This window comes from Rhodococcus tukisamuensis NBRC 100609 (assembly GCF_001894985.1).
Taxonomy (GTDB): domain Bacteria; phylum Actinomycetota; class Actinomycetes; order Mycobacteriales; family Mycobacteriaceae; genus Rhodococcus_G; species Rhodococcus_G tukisamuensis.
The window spans coordinates 25,715-42,263 of record NZ_BCXG01000035.1 but is presented as its reverse complement, the minus strand read 5'-3'; the positions used below and the strand labels follow the sequence as shown (position 1 = coordinate 42,263).

The window sequence follows — 16,549 nt, the reverse complement described above, 5'->3', positions numbered from 1 at the left end:
GGCGGTGACCGGTTCGAGCACGGTGGTGGTGTTGAAGTCGGCGTCCTTGACGGTCAAAGTGGACGCGGCCGACACGGAGTCCTGGTAGAGGCCGGTGCCCGTGAAGTGCGCGGTGAAGCTGTGCGTGCTTGCCTCATCGAACTTTCGGGTGATCGAGGCCGTGCCGTTCGCCACGGTGACAGGAGCACCGACGTTGACGTTGCCGTCCTTGAACTGGACCTCACCGGTCGCGGTGGCCGGGGTGACGGTGGTGGTGAGGGTGACATCCTCACCGACCACTGCGGTGGCGGGAGCGGTCAGTGCGGTCTGGGTGTTGACATTGGCCGGGGTGACCGAGACGGTCTGCGCAGCCGAGACCGACTCGATGGCCGCCGTCGTCCCCAGGAACTTCGCGGTCACCGAGAACTGGCCCTCCGCGGGTGGGGTCCACGCGAACGTAGCCACACCTGCGGCGAGGTGGCCCTCACCGAGCTTGTTCGCACCCTCGTAGAACTCGACGGTGTTGCCGTCTGAGCCGCCGGTCACCGTCGCGCTCAGCGACACCGACTGACCCTGCTGCACGGAGGACGGAGCCGCCGCGAGCGTCGTCGTCGTGATGTTCTTGCCTACCGTGATGCTCGGCCCCTTGCCGGGGTAGGAGCCTGCGCCGAGGCTGCCGTTGTAATTCAAGCCTGTCGCCAGCGGGACACCCTGCGCACAGTCGGTGCCGACCTTGTACGAAATATGGAACGTGGGCCAGAACGCGGGGGGGATGAAGGGGTTTGTCACTGTCGTCAGGGGATCTCCCGCAAGCGTGACCGAGTCCGCGGCCACCGTCACGTTGGACAGAGGGCCGTCGTCATTGATGTGCGCCGAGTCCGGGACATAGGTCAGGCACGCCGGATGTTGGTCCCGGACCATCGTGATCTTCTCGTTGCTCGTGGCATAGTTCCGCTTGAACTGGGTCGAAACGGTGATGATCTCCCCGCCGGAGGGATTCACATTGCTGATCGTGCGGGTGTAGCTGCTGCTGCCGTCGGACCAGCTGACCGAACCTGGTGCCGCACTTGCGGTTCCGGCTCCCAAGGCGACCGCGAATCCTGCGGCCACAGCGAACGCGCTCAAGCCTCCGACCGCGCGAAGGGTACTGCTCTGCGTCATGTTTCCCTCTCCTCGAACGTCCAGGTGCCCCAAGGCAACCGCCCTAGACGAGCGTCCTAGACGGATGTCCAGTTGAGCTGATCCGGCCAAAGGTAGCGCAGTCGATCAGTAATTGCGGCCAAATTGCTGTAAATGGTCTCATGCATTAATTCCGAATAACTGGACGTTCGTGCCAGAAATAAGGAATGTTGCCCTGAGCTGGGGCGATTGGGATCGAGGCAGTTGGGGCGCGACGTTAGCACGCCGTCGGCGGCGGGAGGGCTTCCGCTGCAATTTGCGCTGAGGTGTCGCCAGGGAAATTAGATTGCATTGCGTACTGAATTGTCTTTAAGCGTTAAACGCTGCGGTGGCGATTAAGTGTTGAACCCTTGCCGGCGGTTCATGCCGACAGTGGGCCGAGTTGTGAAACTTGGTTTGTGAATATTCCTCGAGTAACTGCGGGATCCGCAGTCGCTACTCGGTGACCTGGTACTCGCGCACGTCGGCTCGGACAATCGCCCCCTGCTGCGCCGAGTCCGGGCCGGCCTCACGGAACCGCTGCAGTTGATCGTCGGACTCCCAGCACTCGAAGACGTTGATGCGCCCCGGGTCGAGCGGGTCGGGGGACAGTGCGAAGTCCCGGCACCCGTCGCTCGCGCGGGCCTGCGTCACCACCTCGATGCACCCGTCGAGGTAGGCGGCGCGCCCCCTCGGGTCGACGTGCAATGCCCCGGCCACGATGATCACGGTGGTCTCCCTTGTCCTGTGTGGTTCTCCACTGTCCTGTGTGGTTCTCCACGGGTAGACCTCCGAGCGTCGGCCGAGTCATCGCCGTCGCTATCGTCGGTCAGTGTGAGCACCCAGTCTCCTTCGCCGGACCGCACCCTGTCACCGGACCACGCGCTGTCTCCGGAACGCATCGCCACTCTCGATGCCGACCACCTGTGGCATCCCTACGGCGCGTTCCCCGCATCGACCAGCCCGCTGGTGGTCGAAAGCGCGGCCGGCACCCGGCTGACCCTCGCCGACGGCCGGGAGCTGGTCGACGGGATGAGCTCGTGGTGGGCGGCCGTGCACGGCTACCGGCACCCTGTGCTCGACGCCGCCGCCGCGGCGCAGCTCGCCAAGATGAGTCACGTGATGTTCGGTGGGCTCACCCACGAGCCCGCCGCCCGGCTCGCGGAACTGCTGGTCCGGATCACCCCGGCCGGGCTGGACAAGGTGTTCCTGGCCGACTCCGGGTCGGTGTCCGTCGAGGTCGCGGTGAAGATGTGCCTGCAGTACCAGCGGGCGCTCGGCCGGCCCGCGAAGAAGCGGCTGCTGACCTGGCGCGGTGGCTACCACGGCGACACCTTCGCACCGATGAGCGTGTGCGACCCCGACGGCGGCATGCACTCGCTGTGGACCGACGTGCTGGCCCGGCAGGTGTTCGCGCCGATTCCGCCGCGCGAGTTCGACCCGGCCTACGTCGCCGAGTTCGAGGCGATTCTCGTCGAGCACCGCGACGAGCTGGCCGCGATCATCGTCGAGCCGGTGGTGCAGGGCGCCGGCGGGATGCGCTTCCACGACCCGCGCTACCTGAGCGAGCTGCGGCGTCTCGCCGACGAGCACGACGTGCTGCTGGTGTTCGACGAGATCGCCACCGGGTTCGGCCGCACCGGCGCGCTCTTCGCCGCCGACCATGCGGGCGTCAGCCCCGACGTGATGTGCGTCGGCAAGGCGCTGACCGGCGGCTACCTGACGCTGGCCGCGACGCTGTGCACCGCGGAGGTGGCCGCGGCGATCAGCGGGGGCGAGGCCGGTGGACTGATGCACGGGCCGACGTTCATGGCGAACCCGCTGGCCTGCGCGATCGCCGTCGCGGCCGTGGAACTGCTGCTCTCGCGGGACTGGCGCGCCGAGGTCGCGGCGCTGGGTGAGGGGCTGGCCGCGGGGCTGGCATCGGCCAGGGAGCTCGACGCGGTGGCAGATGTGCGGGTGCTCGGCGGGATCGGGGTGATCGAGATGCGGCAGCCGGTGGACATGCGGTCCGCGACCGACGCCGCCGTCGACGCCGGGGTGTGGCTGCGACCGTTCGGGAAGCTGATCTACGCGATGCCGCCGTACGTGTGTACCCGGGAGGACGTGGACCGGATCGCGGCCGCGATGGTGGCAGCTGCCCGCGCACAGGTGGCCTGACCTACGCCGCCGCTCCGCCGACACCAATCCGCCGCGAGGGTGGCAACTGTTGCGTCAGCCTTTAGTCCACCCAGTCCAGTAGCCGCCCGCGCAGGTTGTCGTCGAGGGAGACCCGCACCAGGGCGGCGGCCATCGGCGCAAACGCTCGGGTATCCGTCAGCCCGGCGAGGGCCGTCGGATCGGACGGGAGGCCCAGTGCGCGCGCGGCCGTCCTCGCCCGGTCGTCGAGGTACGGCCGGGCCCAGGGCCAGACGTCCTGCACCTCACGCATGAAGATGGCGGCGCCGACTGGTCCGATGCCGTCGAACTCCTCGAGCAGCGCGGCCGCGACGCCGGTGTCGTTGTCGCACCGGGACTCGAGCCGTCGGAGGTCGCCGCCGTAGACCTCGAGGGTGCGTTCGGCAGCGGCGTGCAGGCGCGTGGCCGTGCTCTCGTCGTAGCGTCGGTAGTGGGCGCGACCCAGCGCCTCGATGACGGTGCCACGGTTCGCCGCGTGCACACTCGCGGCGGTGCGCAACCCGGTGTGGATGAGTTCGGTTGCGGCCCTGACCGCGATGGTGGCAGAGATGCGGGTGCTGAGCAGGAGCGCGAGCGTCACCAACTCGAACAGCGGCATCGGTTTGTTCGCCATCGAAATGCCCGCTTCGTCGGCGTACGTGGTACCCGCCTCGCGGAGCAGTCTCGCCGCGAGGGCCCTCGAATCGTGGGTTCCGGTGTGCCGGGGGGTGTGCGTCATGGAAGCCTCCGAAGGAGCCACGGAAGCAGAAGCCAGAAGAACCCGAACGCGCCGACGGTGACTGCGGCCGCGATCATGCCGACGGTCGGATCGACTACCAACCCGACGATCAGTGCCACGACGCCGGTCAGCGTCAACCCGAGAAATACCAGGCCCCAGAGCGCAAAGAGATGGGTCGCCGAGACCAGTGTGCGAATTCGTCTTCGGTGGAACAGGATTCGGTGCTGTCCTACCGGCGCGACCAGTAGCACCGTGGCCGCGATCGAGCAGAACACCGTCGCCAGGTAGATGCCCTGCTCGACCTCGGACAGTTCGTCGAACCGCTCCTGAAACGGCAGGATCAGCAGGAAGCCGGTCAACAGTTGGACGCCTGTCTGCGCCACGCGCAGTTCCTGCAGCAGGCTCGCCCAGTTCCGATCCAGTCGTTGAGTCTCGGTCTCGTTGCGGACGCGGCGGTTCCACTCGGCGTCATCCTCGGGCGGGTCGGCGGCGGGCCGGTCGACTCGTCCGGTCGGATCGCGCCCGAACCCACCGCGGGCTCGGTTCCGACGGTCGGGTTCGGTGGCGTTCATGTCGCATGCACGATGCGCGCGTGCGCGGCCTCGGTTCCGCGCGCACTGCTGTCACCGAACGCGATGTGACCGCCGAGCGCTCCGCTGGCGCCAGCGGCCGCGAGTCCGAACCAGCTCCATGCCTGCGCACGCAGGTCCGGGCCTGTCCTGCGACGGCGGAACGAGATGGCCATTGCCATCGCCGCTGCCCCGTTGCCCGCTGCGTGTATCAGTCCGGCACGGCGTTGTGCGTCGTCGCGGAGCGACCAGTCCGCCCATCCGGTAGCCAGCGCGGGCGGGATGCCCAGCAGGCCGAGGCCGATCAGTCGTCGCGCGGCGCGGTGATCGCGCCGCACCGTCTCGAGGAGCACCGCGGCCGTCCATGCGCCCATCGGGAGCGTGACCGCCAGGGGGTGCACCGGATGGCCGAGCCAGGAGCCGCGCAGCACGCTCGCCGCCGGACGATCATCGAGGATGCGCAGGATCCGGTCACGCAGGGGAATGCTGACCCGGTCTAGGGCGTCGACGGACTCGGACGCACTCAAGAGTTCCTTCACAGTCATATCCGTTGGCGTACCCGTTCGGTCCGCGGCGAAACCAAGACCCGCCGCGAAGGTTTGGGAACAGGCGTGGCCGGGTGAGACTCCTCATACGCGTCAGGCGTCGGGTCGGCGTTCGGCCGCGCCCACTTGAACGCCGTTCAAGTGGGCGCGTATGGTGCGTCATCGTGGGAAATCATCAAGCACTGAGCTGGCTCGACGAGGTGGCCGCACGCCGGCGTGACGCCGGTCTGCGTCGGGAACTGCACCCGCGCTCGGCCGGCCTCGAGCCTGTGGACCTCGCGTCCAACGACTACCTCGGGCTGGTCCGCCACCGCGAGGTGCTCGCCGGCGCGGCGGCGGCGCTGGGGCGCTGGGGTGCAGGCGCCACCGGATCGCGACTGGTGACCGGCACCACCACCGAGCACGAACTGCTCGAGCTCGAACTGGCCGAGTTCGTCGGAGCGGAGTCCGGGCTGGTCTTCTCGTCCGGTTACACCGCGAACCTCGGCGCCGTGACCGCGTTGTCCGGCAAGGGCTCGCTGATCGTCTCCGACGCGGGCAGTCACGCCTCGCTCGTCGACGCGTGCCGGCTGTCGAGGGCGCGGGTGCAGGTCAGCCCGCGCGGTGACGTGGACGCGGTCCGCGACGCGCTCGCGACCAGGACCGAGGAGCGCGCGCTGGTGCTCACCGACTCGGTGTTCAGCGCCGACGGCGACCTGGCGCCGGTGCGCGAGCTGCACCGGGTCTGCCGCGAGTACGGGGCGGTGCTGGTGGTGGACGAGGCCCACGCGATCGGGGTGCGTGGAGACGGCGGGCGCGGGCTCGTGCACGAGGTCGGGTTGGCGGGGGAGCCGGACCTGGTGATCACCGCGACGCTGTCGAAGTCCCTGGCGAGTCAGGGCGGCGTGGTGCTCGGTGACGCCAGGATCCGCGCGCACCTGGTCGACGCCGCCCGCACCTTCATCTTCGACACCGGCCTCGCACCCGCCGCGGTGGGCGCCGCGAGGGCCGCGCTCGCGGTGCTGCGCCGCGAACCGGAACGCGCGGGCGCCGTCCTCGGACGGGCCGCGGACCTGGCGCGAATCGCCGGCGTCCCGGAGCCCGAGTCCGCGGTGGTCTCCGTCGTGCTCGGCGATCCGCAGCGCGCCTTCGACGCCGCCCGCGCCTGCCGTGAGCGTGGGCTGCACGTCGGGTGCTTCCGGCCGCCGTCGGTCCCGGCCGGCACCTCGCGGCTGCGGCTGACCGCGCGGGCGAACCTCACCGATCAGGAGATGGCGCTCATCGGCGAGGTGCTGACGGACGTGCTGGCCGGGGCGCCGGCGTGAGCGTGCTGGTGGTGACCGGGACCTCGACCGACGTGGGCAAGACCGTGGTCACCGCCGCGCTCGCCGTCCTGGCCGGCTCGCTGGGCCGGACGGTCGCGGTGTGCAAACCCGCCCAGACCGGGGTTGGGCCGGGCGAACCGGGCGATCTTGCCGAGGTGCAACGACTCTCGGGCGTGACCGGGACCGTCGAGCTGGCCCGCTACCCGGAGCCGTTGGCCCCCGACACCGCCGCCCGGCGCGCGGACCTGCCGATGCTCGAACTCGGCGCGGTCGCCGACGCCGTCCGGTTCCTCGACGCCGGCCACGACCTCACGCTGGTCGAGGGCGCGGGTGGGCTGCTGGTTCGCCTTGGCGCGCAGGGGTTCACGCTCGTCGACGTGGCGAGGGAACTGGATGCGCCGGTGCTGGTGGTGGCCTCGGCCGGGCTGGGCACGCTCAACCACAGCGCCCTCACCGTCGCCACGCTGAACGCCGCCGGTCTGTCCTGCCCGGGGCTGGTCGTCGGGTCGTGGCCCGGCGAACCGGACCTGGCCGCGCGCTGCAATCTCGCGGACCTGCCCGAGGTCACGGGTGTGCCCCTGCTCGGCCGGGTGCCCGCCGGCGCCGGGGCGTCGAGCCGCGCGGACTTCGTCGCGGCGGCTCCGAACTGGTTCGACGTGGGCGTCCTCGAGCCGTTCTTCTGACCTCGCCCAACCCGCCCACCGGTGGCACCGGGATGACGTAGTGTGATAGCGATCACATCAGCTGTGTCGGAGGTTCGAATGTCCACCACCGAAATGATGGAACTCAACCGCACGATCGGTCACCTGCGCCAGTGCGTCGGGTCGCTGCGGACGGTCTACGGCGACGCCGCCGCGGTCCGTCGGCTCGCGAACGACGTCGAACGGCTCGGCATCGACGCAACCGAACTCGACGAATCGCCGCCGCGCCTGGCGCATCCCGTCGGCGAGTCCGAGCGGGTGCCGGTCCCCGAAGCCCCCTACGACCAGACGCTCTGGCTGGGCGCCGACGACGAGGGTGTCGGCGGTCATCCCCACGAGCACCAGTGAGCGCGCCCGCGCGCGATTCGGCGGGGGTCCGATCGCCGCGCCGGGCGAGCATCTCGGCGCGCACGCTACGCACCGACCGTTGGTGGCAGCCGCCGCTGCTCACGACGCTGGGTCTGGCCGTCTTCGTGGTGTACGCGACGATCCGGTCCTTCGTGCGGACCGCGTACTGGGTGGACGAGTACCACTACCTCACGCCGTTCTACTCGCCGTGCATCAGCGACTCCTGCGTGCCGGGGTCGAGCCACTTCGGCACCTTCGTCGGCGAACTGCCGATGTGGATTCCGCTCGGGTTCCTGGTACTGCCCTTCCTGCTCGGGTTCCGGCTCACCTGCTACTACTACCGCAAGGCCTACTACCGCTCGATCTGGTTTGCGCCGCCGGCCTGCGCGGTCGCCGAGCCGCACACCAGCTACACCGGTGAGACCCGGCTGCCGCTGATCGTGCAGAACGCCCACCGGTACTTCTTCTACGTCGCCCTGATCGTGTCGCTGATCAACACCTATGACGCGGTGAAGGCCTTCCATGGCGGTTCCGGTGGTTTCGGTGTCGGGCTCGGCACGGTGATCATCACGGTGAACGTGCTGCTGCTGTGGGCGTACACGCTCTCCTGCCATTCCTGTCGTCACATCACCGGCGGCCGGCTCAAGCACTTCTCGGCCCATCCGGTCCGGTACTGGATCTGGACCAAGGTGAGCGTCCTCAACACCCGGCACATGCAACTGGCCTGGACCACCCTCGGCACTCTGATGCTCACCGACTTCTACATCATGCTCGTGGCCAGCGGCACCATCTCGGATCTGCGATTCGTCAACTAGGGCGGCGTCAACCAGCGAGAACATCACAGCGTCAGCGGAGGGGAGACCGGGGTGGCCGAGGTTGAACGGCACAGCTACGACGTCGTGGTGATCGGGGCGGGGGGCGCCGGCCTGCGGGCGGTGATCGAGGCCCGCCAACGGGGCCTGTCCGTCGCCGTGGTCTGCAAGTCGCTGTTCGGCAAGGCGCACACCGTGATGGCGGAAGGTGGCTGCGCGGCGGCGATGGGCAACGCCAACTCCAAGGACTCCTGGCAGGTGCACTTCCAGGACACCATGCGCGGCGGCAAGTTCCTCAACAACTGGCGGATGGCCGAACTGCACGCGCGCGAGGCCCCGGACCGGGTGTGGGAACTCGAGACCTACGGCGCCCTGTTCGACCGCACCCCGGACGGTCGGATCAGCCAGCGCAACTTCGGCGGCCACACCTACGCGCGACTGGCGCATGTCGGCGACCGCACCGGCCTGGAACTGATCCGCACCATGCAGCAGAAGATCGTCTCGCTGCAGCAGGAGGACTTCGCGGAGACCGGTGACTACGAGTCCCGGGTGAAGGTCTTCGCGGAGTGCACGATCACCGAACTGCTGCTCGGCGGCGGCGATCCCGAGGGCCAGGATGGTGGCGGTGCGATCGCCGGCGCGTTCGGCTACTGGCGGGAGTCCGGCCGGTTCGTGCTGTTCGAGGCGCCGGCGGTGGTGCTGGCGACGGGCGGGATCGGCAAGTCATGGAAGGTCACCTCCAACTCGTGGGAGTACACCGGCGACGGGCACGCGCTGGCGCTGCGGGCCGGGGCCAACCTGATCAACATGGAGTTCGTCCAGTTCCACCCCACCGGGATGGTGTGGCCGCCCAGCGTCAAGGGCATCCTCGTCACGGAGGGGGTGCGCGGCGACGGCGGCGTGCTCAAGAACTCCGACGGCAACCGGTTCATGTTCGACTACATCCCGGCGGTGTTCAAGGGTCAGTACGCCGAGACCGAGGAGGAGGCCGACAAGTGGTTGCGGGACAACGAAAGTGCCCGACGCACCCCTGACCTGCTGCCACGAGACGAGGTGGCACGGGCAATCAACTCCGAGGTCAAGGGCGGGCGCGGCACCGAACACGGCGGCGTGTACCTGGACATCGCGTCGCGGATGCCCGCGGAGGAGATCGTGCGCCGGCTGCCGTCGATGCACCACCAGTTCAAGGAGCTCGCCGACGTCGACATCACCAAGGAGCAGATGGAGGTGGGGCCGACCTGTCACTACGTGATGGGCGGTATCGAGGTGGACCCGGACACCGGTTCCTCCAGTGTCCCCGGACTTTTCGCGGCGGGGGAGTGCTCCGGCGGGATGCACGGCTCCAATCGGCTGGGCGGCAACTCGCTCTCGGACCTGCTGGTGTTCGGCCGCCGGGCGGGTCTCGGTGCGGCCGGCTACGTCGAGTCGCTGGGGCGCCGGCCGCAGGTCGCGGACGCCGCCGTGGACTCGGCCGCGAAGATGGCACTCGCGCCGTTCGACCCGCCGCCCGGCGGCGTGGTTGCCGAGAACCCGTACACGCTGCACACCGAACTGCAGCAGTGCATGCACGACCTGGTGGGGATCATCCGCACGGACGCCGAGATCCGGTCCGCGCTCGAGCGCCTCGAGTCGATCCGGCAGCGGATCGACACCGTCACCGTGGAGGGGCACCGGCAGTTCAACCCGGGCTGGCACCTGGCGGTGGACCTGCGGAACATGGTGCTGGTCAGCGAGTGCGTCGCCAAGGCCGCGCTGATGCGGACCGAGAGCCGCGGCGGCCACACCCGCGACGACCATCCGGACATGGAGGCGCAGTGGCGCAACACACTGCTGGTCTGCAGCGTGATCGGCCGGACCGCCGGCGACGCGCAGGTCACGGTGCCGGACGTCTCCGTCGTGCCCGAACCGCAGACGCCGATGCGCCCGGACCTGTTGGCGCTCTTCGACTTCGGTGAGCTGTCCAAGTACTACACGGGTGCCGAGCTCATCGGTCATCCCGGGAAGGGAGACCCGACATGAGCTACCAGGCGTCCTTCCGGGTGTGGCGCGGCGACTCCGACGGCGGTGACCTCGAGGACTACGCGGTGGAGGTGAACGAGGGCGAGGTGGTCCTCGACATCATCCACCGGCTGCAGGCGACGCAGGCCCCGGATCTCGCGGTGCGGTGGAACTGCAAGGCCGGCAAGTGCGGGTCGTGCTCGGCCGAGGTGAACGGGCGGCCCCGGTTGATGTGCATGACCCGGATGTCCACCTTCGCGGAGGACGAGGTGGTCACCGTCACCCCGATGCGGGCCTTCCCGGTGATCCGGGACCTGGTCACCGACGTGTCCTTCAACTATGTCAAGGCTCGCGAGGTCCAGTCGTTCACCCCACCCGCCGGCCTGGCGCCGGGGGACTACCGGATGCAGCAGGTGGACGTCGAACGTTCGCAGGAGTTCCGCAAGTGCATCGAGTGCTTCCTGTGCCAGAACACCTGCCACGTGGTGCGCGACCACGAGGAGAACAAGCCGGCCTTCTCCGGACCGCGGTTCCTGATGCGGATCGCGGAACTCGAGATGCACCCCCTCGATGTCGCCGACCGCCGGGACACCGCGCAGGAGCAGCACGGGCTGGGCCTGTGCAACATCACCAAGTGCTGCACCGAGGTGTGCCCGGAGAACATCCGCATCACCGACAACGCGCTGATCCCGATGAAGGAACGGGTCGCGGACAAGCGGTACGACCCGATCGTCTGGCTGGGCAACAGGCTCTTCCGTCGCCCGGGCAGATGACCCAGGGGAGATGACCCGGCGGCGTCAGCGCCGCGTCGGGCCCGCCGCGTGCAGATTCCGTGCGGTGGGGGAGGTCTCGACGGTCTCGGGGTCTGGGTAGGTGCCCAGCAGTCGATCCGCGGTGCCGGCGGTGGTGACGGTGAACCAGTAGTGCTCGTTCTTGAAGTGGTGGTGCCGGTGGTTGCGCCACACCGCGCGGTAGATCCGATGCCTGGGCTTGTAGTCGGTGTGGATCAGGTAGTGCGTCCATTCGTAGACCAGGCCCATGGCGCCGAGGGTCAGCAGGAAGGTCAGCCCGAGCCCGGTCCGGGGGAATGCGAGCAGCGCGATCGCGATCAGCGTCGGAATCAGCAGTATCAGGGTGCGCCACGGGATGAAGATCAGCGGCACGTCCCGCGGGTTCCCGTGGTGTTCACGGTGTTTGCGCGCGAGCAGCGAGTCCACGGTGACGCCGAGGAGCCGCCGCGGCCGCCAGTGCAGGATGCAGACGTGGATGACCCACTCCGCGAACGGGAACACCGCCAGCATCGCTGCCGGCACCAGCGCGTCGGTGGGCTGCCAGTTGCCGACGGCGACCCGCGCCGCGGCGGCCGCGACCAGCATGCCGCCGATCATCCACGGTGACGGGTGACGCCAGAACTCCGCGGCGGCCTCGCGCAGGCCGAGGGAGCGGCGGAGCTGGCGCTTGGTCGTCGAGGGCTCGGTGGTCATCGCTCCGGCTCCGAATCGTGTGACTGCAGTTCGTCGATGACGGCGGTCAGCGCCGCGGTCCCGAGGTCCAGCAGGGTGGTGGCGACGCGCTCCGCGCCGTCCTCGTCGTTGGCCTTGATCGCGGTGGTGAGGTCCCGGTAGAGATCGGTGCGGCCCACCTCGGCGACCATCACCACGGCCATCGCCGTCATGGTCGGCTCGTAGGCGTTGCGCAGGCTGTTGAAGATCAGCCGGAAGGCGATGGAGTCGGTGCCGTCGACGACGTGCTCCCAGAACGCGAGGGCGTGCTGCTGCTGCGCAATCGGATCCGGGTCCGAGGCGAGGGTGGCCACCGCGGCGCGGAGGTTCTCGGCGAGGGAACCGTCGGCCCGGCCGGCGGCCAACCGTGCCACCTGCACGCCGATCAGTCGCCGGGCCTCGAGCACACTGCGCGCGACCGACCAGTCGGGGCGGCCGCCCTGCACCAGGAGGGCACCGAGCAGTTCGGGGCCCGCGTGGCGGCGGAAGTCGCGGACGGAGGTGGCGTCGCCCTGGCGGACCTCCACCAGTCCGGCCTGTGCGAGTTTCCCGATGGCCTCGCGGACCGCGGGACGCGAGACGCCGAACGCCTCGGCGAGGTTGCGTTCACTCGGCAGTGCGTCGCCAGGCCCGAGGTCGCCGCCGAGGACCCGCGTGGTGATCTGGTCGTACACCGCGCCGGACGCCGACTGTCGTGCGATTGGCTCGAACATGGGGCCAAGGCTAGGCCCAGAATTGGCAAGAGGTCAAGTGGTAAGACCAGTGGCGGGTTCGGTGATGCATGTCTCGGCCGTCCAGTCGGGGAAGCTAAGGAAACGGCTGGTGGCCGGGTCGAAACCGGCAAATCGGCCACGGCGACCAAGCTGGATCTGGAACCGCACCGCGGCGAGCCGTCTAGCATCGAGCGTCGTGACCGACAGCGCCGTGGACGAGCGACCACAAACAGATCAATCCGATATGACATCGGTGCCCCGTGCCGGGGCCGCTCGAAGTCGACTCGTGGCGATCGTCGCATCGGTCCTCGGCATCCTGGCCGCGCTGTCGGTGCCGTTCCTGCCCGTGCAGCAGGAGACCGCGAGTCTGTCCTGGCCGCAGGCGGATTCGCTCACCAGCATCGAGGCCCCGCTGGTTTCCTACGCTCCGGTCGAGTTCGACGTGTCGATTCCCGCCGCCGCGGCGGCGCAGCTCGCATCGTCGGGCGGTGTGGTGGTCTCGACCGCTCCGGTGGGCGCCCCGGACGCGGCGCGCTACGGCCTCGTCGCCCGGGTGACCCCCGGCGCGGACGGCGTCCCCGCACAGTTCGACGTCGTGCAACGGGACCAGACCCTGCTCTCGATCCCCGTCGACGACCTGGCCGGCCGTTCGGTGACCGTGACGTCGACTCCGGAGCGGACCGTCACCACGCTGACGGGCGGCGATCCCACCACCCTCGACGGGGACTTCCGCCCGCAGCTGGTGGGCGTGTTCAGCGACCTGCAGGGTGACCCTCCGGGCGGTCTCGCGTTGAACGCCGACCTCGACACCCGGTTCACGTCCACGCCGTCCGCGATCAAGCTCGTCGCCATGCTCGTCGCGGTGCTGGCGACCGCCGTCGCACTGGTCGCGCTGCACCGTATCGACGGACTCGACGGCCGCCGGTCCCGCCGGTTCCTGCCCGCGCGCTGGTGGAAGTTCACCCCGATCGACGCGGTGGTGGTCGGAACCCTGCTGCTGTGGCACTTCATCGGCGCCACCACCTCGGACGACGGCTACCAGTTCACCATGGCCAGGGCGTCGCTCGAATCGGGCTACATGGCCAACTACTTCCGCTGGTTCGGGGTCCCGGAGGCGCCGTTCGGCACCCCTTACTACGACCTGCTCGCGCTGATGACGACGGTGACCACCGCCAGCCCGTGGGTCCGGCTCCCCGCGCTGATCGCCGGCATCGTCTGCTGGCTCGTGATCAGCCGCGAGGTGGCGCCGCGACTCGGCGTCGCGGTCGGCAGGAACCGCGTCGCGCTGTGGACCGGCGCACTGGTGTTCCTCGCGTTCTGGTTGCCGTACAACAACGGCCTGCGCCCCGAGCCGATCGTCGCCGCGGGGGTGCTGCTCACGTGGTGCTCCGTCGAACGCGCCATCGCGACCCGGCGCCTGCTCCCGGCCGCCGTCGCCGTGCTCGTCGCCGCACTCACGGTGACCGTCGGGCCCTCCGGCATCATCTGCTTCGGTGCCCTGATCGCGGGCGCCCGGCCGGTGCTGCAGATCGTCTGGGCGCGGGCCAAGGCCGTCGGCTACCTCGCGCTGCTCGGCCCGATCGTCGCGGCGGGTCTGGTCATCATCGTCGCCGCCTTCGCGGACCAGTCCCTCGCCGCGGTCCTCGAGATGCAGCGGGTCCATGCGATCCCGCCGACCAACGCCTGGTTCGAGGAGTACAAGCGCTACGAGTGGCTGTTCAACATCAACGCCGACGGGTCCCTGGCCCGACGGTTCGGGGTGTTCGTGATGGTGCTCTCGATCGTCGCGAGCCTGGTGGTGATGCTGCGGCGTGGTGGGCGGATCCCCGGCACCGCGTCCGGTCCGTCCCGCCGGATCATCGGCATCACCGCCGCCGCGATGGTGCTCATGATGTTCACGCCGACCAAGTGGACCCACCATTTCGGGGTGTTCGCCAGCCTGGCAGGTTCGCTCGCAGTGCTGACCGCCGTCGCGGTGGGCCCGCTGGTGCTGAGGTCGAGGCGCAACCGGGCACTCTTCGCGGCCGCCGTGCTGTTCGTCCTCGCGCTCGCCTTCACCAGCAGCAACAGCTGGTGGTACGTGTCGGCCTGGGGTGTCCCGTTCTGGGACAAGCCGGTGATGATCGCCGGGTTCGGCGCGGGCACCATCCTGCTCGCCGCCACGGTGGTGATGCTGCTGGTGGCCGCCTGGTGCTTCGTCCGGGAACCGCACGAAGACCGGTCGGTGTCGCCCGGCCGAGTGTGGTCGATCCCCCCGCTGACGGTCGCGGCCGGGCTCATGGTCGCGTTCTTCGTGCTCTCGATGACGAAGGGGGCCATCGCCCAGTACCCGTCGTTCTCGCTGGCGAAGTCGAACTTCGGCGCCCTCGCCGGGCACTCCTGCGGCCTGGCCGAGGACGTGCTGGTCGAGACGGACACCAATGCGTCTGTGCTGCAACCGCTCACCGCCGGGGCCGGGGCCGCGCTCGGTGTGCAGAACGTCGGGTTCACCCCGAACGGGGTGGCCGGCGACCTCACGTCCGACGAGAAGGCCGCCTCCGAGGGCATGGCCACGTCCCTCGACAACGAGGATGCCAAGTCCAGCAACGCGGCCGGCACCGCCGGCGGCCAGGGTGCCTCCGGCATCAACGGCAGTTCCGTCGCGCTGCCCTTCGGTCTGGACCCGGCCCGTACGCCGGTGCTCGGTACCTACGGGGCGAACGGGCCGGCGTCGCTGACCTCGGACTGGTACGCCCTCCCCGCCGGTGGCGACCTCGTCTCGATGTCCGTTGCGGGCCGGGTGTACTCGGTGGATTCGGACGGGATCGCGACTCCGGGTGCCCGCGTCGACATCGACTACGGCGTCCGCAGCGCGGACGGGACCGTCCAGAAGCTGGGCACCGCGCTGCCCATCGACATCGGCCCGGCCCCCTCGTGGCGCAACCTCCGGGTGCCGCTCGACCAGCTCCCGGCCGAGGCGAATGCCGTCCGGATCGTGGCCGACGACAGCGACACCCGGCCGGACCAGTGGCTCGCCGTCACGCCGCCGCGGGTCCCGCAGACCCAGACCCTCGACGCGCTGCTCGGGCCCGACACGCCCGCGATGATCGACTGGTCGGTGGCGCTGCAGTTCCCGTGCCAGCAGCCGTTCAACCATCGTCTCGGCGTGGCCGAGACCCCGGAGTACCGCATCCTCCCGGACCGTCCGGCGGCGGTGATGACGAGCCTGTGGCAGGACCACTTCGGCGGCGGCCCCCTCGGCTGGATCGACCTGACCTCCACCGGCCGCACCCTGCCGACCTACCTCGACGACGCCTGGGACCAGGACTGGGGCAGCCTGGAGAAGTACACCCGCCGCGACGCGAATGCCGTACCGGCACAACTCGACACCGCGACGGTGCCGCGCTCGGGCACGTGGACCCCGGGGCCGATCAACATCGCGTGGTGAGTCGAGCGCGGCTCACCGCGGGAGTAGGCCGGCGACCAGGTCGTCGATGATCTCGTCGGTCGACCGGTCTGGCATCAGTGGCGTGGTGAGGCGATCGAAGACGAGCCCGTCGACGGCGTAGTGCAGCAGCGCGATCTCGCGGGCACCGCCGGGCAGGCCGGCCGCGGTGTTGAAGGCCACGTCCGCCTCGAAGCCCGATCGTCCCCAGTGCGAGAGCATTTCGGCGACCTCGGGGCGTCGTCTGCTCTCGAGCCGGAGCTCGAAGAGCGCCAACGTCACCTCGCGATTCTCGGTCAGCCGCCGGACGATGTAGCGCACGTAGTCGGCGAACAACTCACGGCTCGGCTCCCGGTCGGCCAGCGACGCGAGCACGTCCTCGCTCGGCGTCAACCGTTCGCCGATGCGCTCCACCAGCCCGGCGACGAGGGCGTCGCGGCTGCGAAAGTAGTTCGAGGTGGTCCCCAGGGGGACGTCGGCGGCGCGATCGACCGCGCGGTGTGTGAGCCCCCGCGCACCCTCGTCGGCCAGGACTCTCAGGCCGGCGTCGGCCAGCAGGTTCCGGCGCTCGTCGTTGCGTGCCATGGAGAAATCCTAGCC

Annotated in this window: 16 protein-coding genes; 8 read left to right on the top strand and 8 right to left on the bottom strand. The window is 69.6% G+C overall.

Annotated elements, in window-relative coordinates; all coding sequences use genetic code 11:
- Both RT2_RS23290 and RT2_RS23285 read right to left on the bottom strand, forming a co-directional pair.
- A partial coding sequence (locus RT2_RS23290; protein ID WP_169888526.1) for an Ig-like domain-containing protein occupies positions 1 to 981 on the bottom strand: 981 nt, incomplete at its 3' end.
- A gap of 612 nt (positions 982 to 1,593) precedes the next feature.
- Positions 1,594 to 1,866, bottom strand: a complete 273-nt coding sequence (locus tag RT2_RS23285) for a putative quinol monooxygenase (RefSeq protein ID WP_072847179.1) — start codon at positions 1,864 to 1,866, stop codon at positions 1,594 to 1,596.
- Positions 1,867 to 2,022: 156 nt separating this feature from the next.
- Here RT2_RS23285 and RT2_RS23280 point away from each other — a divergent pair, with 156 nt between their 5' ends.
- Entirely contained in the window at positions 2,023 to 3,297 is a 1,275-nt protein-coding gene (locus RT2_RS23280; RefSeq protein ID WP_371851194.1) for an adenosylmethionine--8-amino-7-oxononanoate transaminase, read from the top strand.
- Positions 3,298 to 3,358: 61 nt separating this feature from the next.
- Here RT2_RS23280 and RT2_RS23275 read toward each other — a convergent pair whose 3' ends face one another.
- From RT2_RS23275 to RT2_RS23265, 3 genes are read right to left on the bottom strand one after another with little or no spacing between them, the layout of a single operon-like run.
- Positions 3,359 to 4,033, bottom strand: a complete 675-nt coding sequence (locus RT2_RS23275) for an HhH-GDP family DNA glycosylase (RefSeq protein ID WP_072847178.1) — start codon at positions 4,031 to 4,033, stop codon at positions 3,359 to 3,361.
- The gene (locus tag RT2_RS23270; protein WP_245709428.1) at positions 4,030 to 4,605 is read right to left on the bottom strand and encodes a DUF6328 family protein; all 576 of its coding nucleotides are present in this window, start codon (positions 4,603 to 4,605) and stop codon (positions 4,030 to 4,032) included. The genes RT2_RS23275 and RT2_RS23270 overlap by 4 nt, the downstream gene beginning before the upstream one ends.
- Complete coding sequence (locus RT2_RS23265) at positions 4,602 to 5,141, bottom strand: DUF2231 domain-containing protein (protein ID WP_139191223.1); 540 nt, start codon at positions 5,139 to 5,141, stop codon at positions 4,602 to 4,604. The genes RT2_RS23270 and RT2_RS23265 overlap by 4 nt, the downstream gene beginning before the upstream one ends.
- A gap of 170 nt (positions 5,142 to 5,311) precedes the next feature.
- Here RT2_RS23265 and RT2_RS23260 point away from each other — a divergent pair, with 170 nt between their 5' ends.
- The 6 genes from RT2_RS23260 (at position 5,312) to RT2_RS23235 (ending at position 11,083) form a co-directional block, all read left to right on the top strand.
- The gene (locus tag RT2_RS23260) at positions 5,312 to 6,451 is read left to right on the top strand and encodes an 8-amino-7-oxononanoate synthase (protein WP_092776244.1); all 1,140 of its coding nucleotides are present in this window, start codon (positions 5,312 to 5,314) and stop codon (positions 6,449 to 6,451) included.
- On the top strand, positions 6,448 to 7,134 hold the full coding sequence (gene bioD, locus RT2_RS23255) for a dethiobiotin synthase (protein ID WP_072847176.1): 687 nt from the start codon (positions 6,448 to 6,450) through the stop codon (positions 7,132 to 7,134). The genes RT2_RS23260 and bioD overlap by 4 nt, the downstream gene beginning before the upstream one ends.
- A 78-nt stretch (positions 7,135 to 7,212) precedes the next feature.
- Positions 7,213 to 7,500, top strand: coding sequence for an Rv0250c family protein (locus RT2_RS23250; protein ID WP_072847175.1), 288 nt, complete (start codon positions 7,213 to 7,215; stop codon positions 7,498 to 7,500).
- Positions 7,497 to 8,315 (top strand): succinate dehydrogenase subunit SdhC, encoded by an 819-nt coding sequence (sdhC, locus tag RT2_RS23245; RefSeq protein WP_072847174.1) that lies wholly within the window; start codon positions 7,497 to 7,499, stop codon positions 8,313 to 8,315. The genes RT2_RS23250 and sdhC overlap by 4 nt, the downstream gene beginning before the upstream one ends.
- Before the next feature lie 51 nt (positions 8,316 to 8,366).
- Positions 8,367 to 10,331 (top strand): fumarate reductase/succinate dehydrogenase flavoprotein subunit, encoded by a 1,965-nt coding sequence (locus RT2_RS23240; RefSeq protein ID WP_072847173.1) that lies wholly within the window; start codon positions 8,367 to 8,369, stop codon positions 10,329 to 10,331.
- On the top strand, positions 10,328 to 11,083 hold the full coding sequence (locus RT2_RS23235) for a succinate dehydrogenase/fumarate reductase iron-sulfur subunit (protein ID WP_072847172.1): 756 nt from the start codon (positions 10,328 to 10,330) through the stop codon (positions 11,081 to 11,083). Before RT2_RS23240 ends, RT2_RS23235 begins: the two co-directional genes overlap by 4 nt.
- 24 nt (positions 11,084 to 11,107) lie before the next feature.
- On the opposite strand, the gene RT2_RS23230 is transcribed toward RT2_RS23235, so the two are convergent.
- Both RT2_RS23230 and RT2_RS23225 read right to left on the bottom strand, forming a co-directional pair.
- The gene (locus RT2_RS23230) at positions 11,108 to 11,794 is read right to left on the bottom strand and encodes a sterol desaturase family protein (RefSeq protein ID WP_072847171.1); all 687 of its coding nucleotides are present in this window, start codon (positions 11,792 to 11,794) and stop codon (positions 11,108 to 11,110) included.
- Positions 11,791 to 12,525, bottom strand: coding sequence for a FadR/GntR family transcriptional regulator (locus RT2_RS23225; protein WP_072847170.1), 735 nt, complete (start codon positions 12,523 to 12,525; stop codon positions 11,791 to 11,793). Before RT2_RS23225 ends, RT2_RS23230 begins: the two co-directional genes overlap by 4 nt.
- 244 nt (positions 12,526 to 12,769) lie before the next feature.
- Here RT2_RS23225 and RT2_RS23220 point away from each other — a divergent pair, with 244 nt between their 5' ends.
- On the top strand, positions 12,770 to 15,952 hold the full coding sequence (locus RT2_RS23220) for an arabinosyltransferase domain-containing protein (RefSeq protein ID WP_072847169.1): 3,183 nt from the start codon (positions 12,770 to 12,772) through the stop codon (positions 15,950 to 15,952).
- Between the two features lie 12 nt (positions 15,953 to 15,964).
- On the opposite strand, the gene RT2_RS23215 is transcribed toward RT2_RS23220, so the two are convergent.
- Positions 15,965 to 16,534, bottom strand: a complete 570-nt coding sequence (locus RT2_RS23215; protein WP_072847168.1) for a TetR/AcrR family transcriptional regulator — start codon at positions 16,532 to 16,534, stop codon at positions 15,965 to 15,967.
- Between the last annotated feature and the right edge of the window lie 15 nt (positions 16,535 to 16,549).

Coding starts and splice junctions, on each gene's coding strand:
- RT2_RS23225 (WP_072847170.1), bottom strand. CDS start 12,525: ATGTTCGAGCCAATCGCACGACAGTCGGCGTCCGGCGCGGTGTACGAC.
- RT2_RS23215 (WP_072847168.1), bottom strand. CDS start 16,534: ATGGCACGCAACGACGAGCGCCGGAACCTGCTGGCCGACGCCGGCCTG.
- RT2_RS23250 (WP_072847175.1), top strand. CDS start 7,213: ATGTCCACCACCGAAATGATGGAACTCAACCGCACGATCGGTCACCTG.
- RT2_RS23220 (WP_072847169.1), top strand. CDS start 12,770: ATGACATCGGTGCCCCGTGCCGGGGCCGCTCGAAGTCGACTCGTGGCG.
- RT2_RS23230 (WP_072847171.1), bottom strand. CDS start 11,794: ATGACCACCGAGCCCTCGACGACCAAGCGCCAGCTCCGCCGCTCCCTC.
- RT2_RS23270 (WP_245709428.1), bottom strand. CDS start 4,605: ATGAACGCCACCGAACCCGACCGTCGGAACCGAGCCCGCGGTGGGTTC.
- RT2_RS23275 (WP_072847178.1), bottom strand. CDS start 4,033: ATGACGCACACCCCCCGGCACACCGGAACCCACGATTCGAGGGCCCTC.
- RT2_RS23235 (WP_072847172.1), top strand. CDS start 10,328: ATGAGCTACCAGGCGTCCTTCCGGGTGTGGCGCGGCGACTCCGACGGC.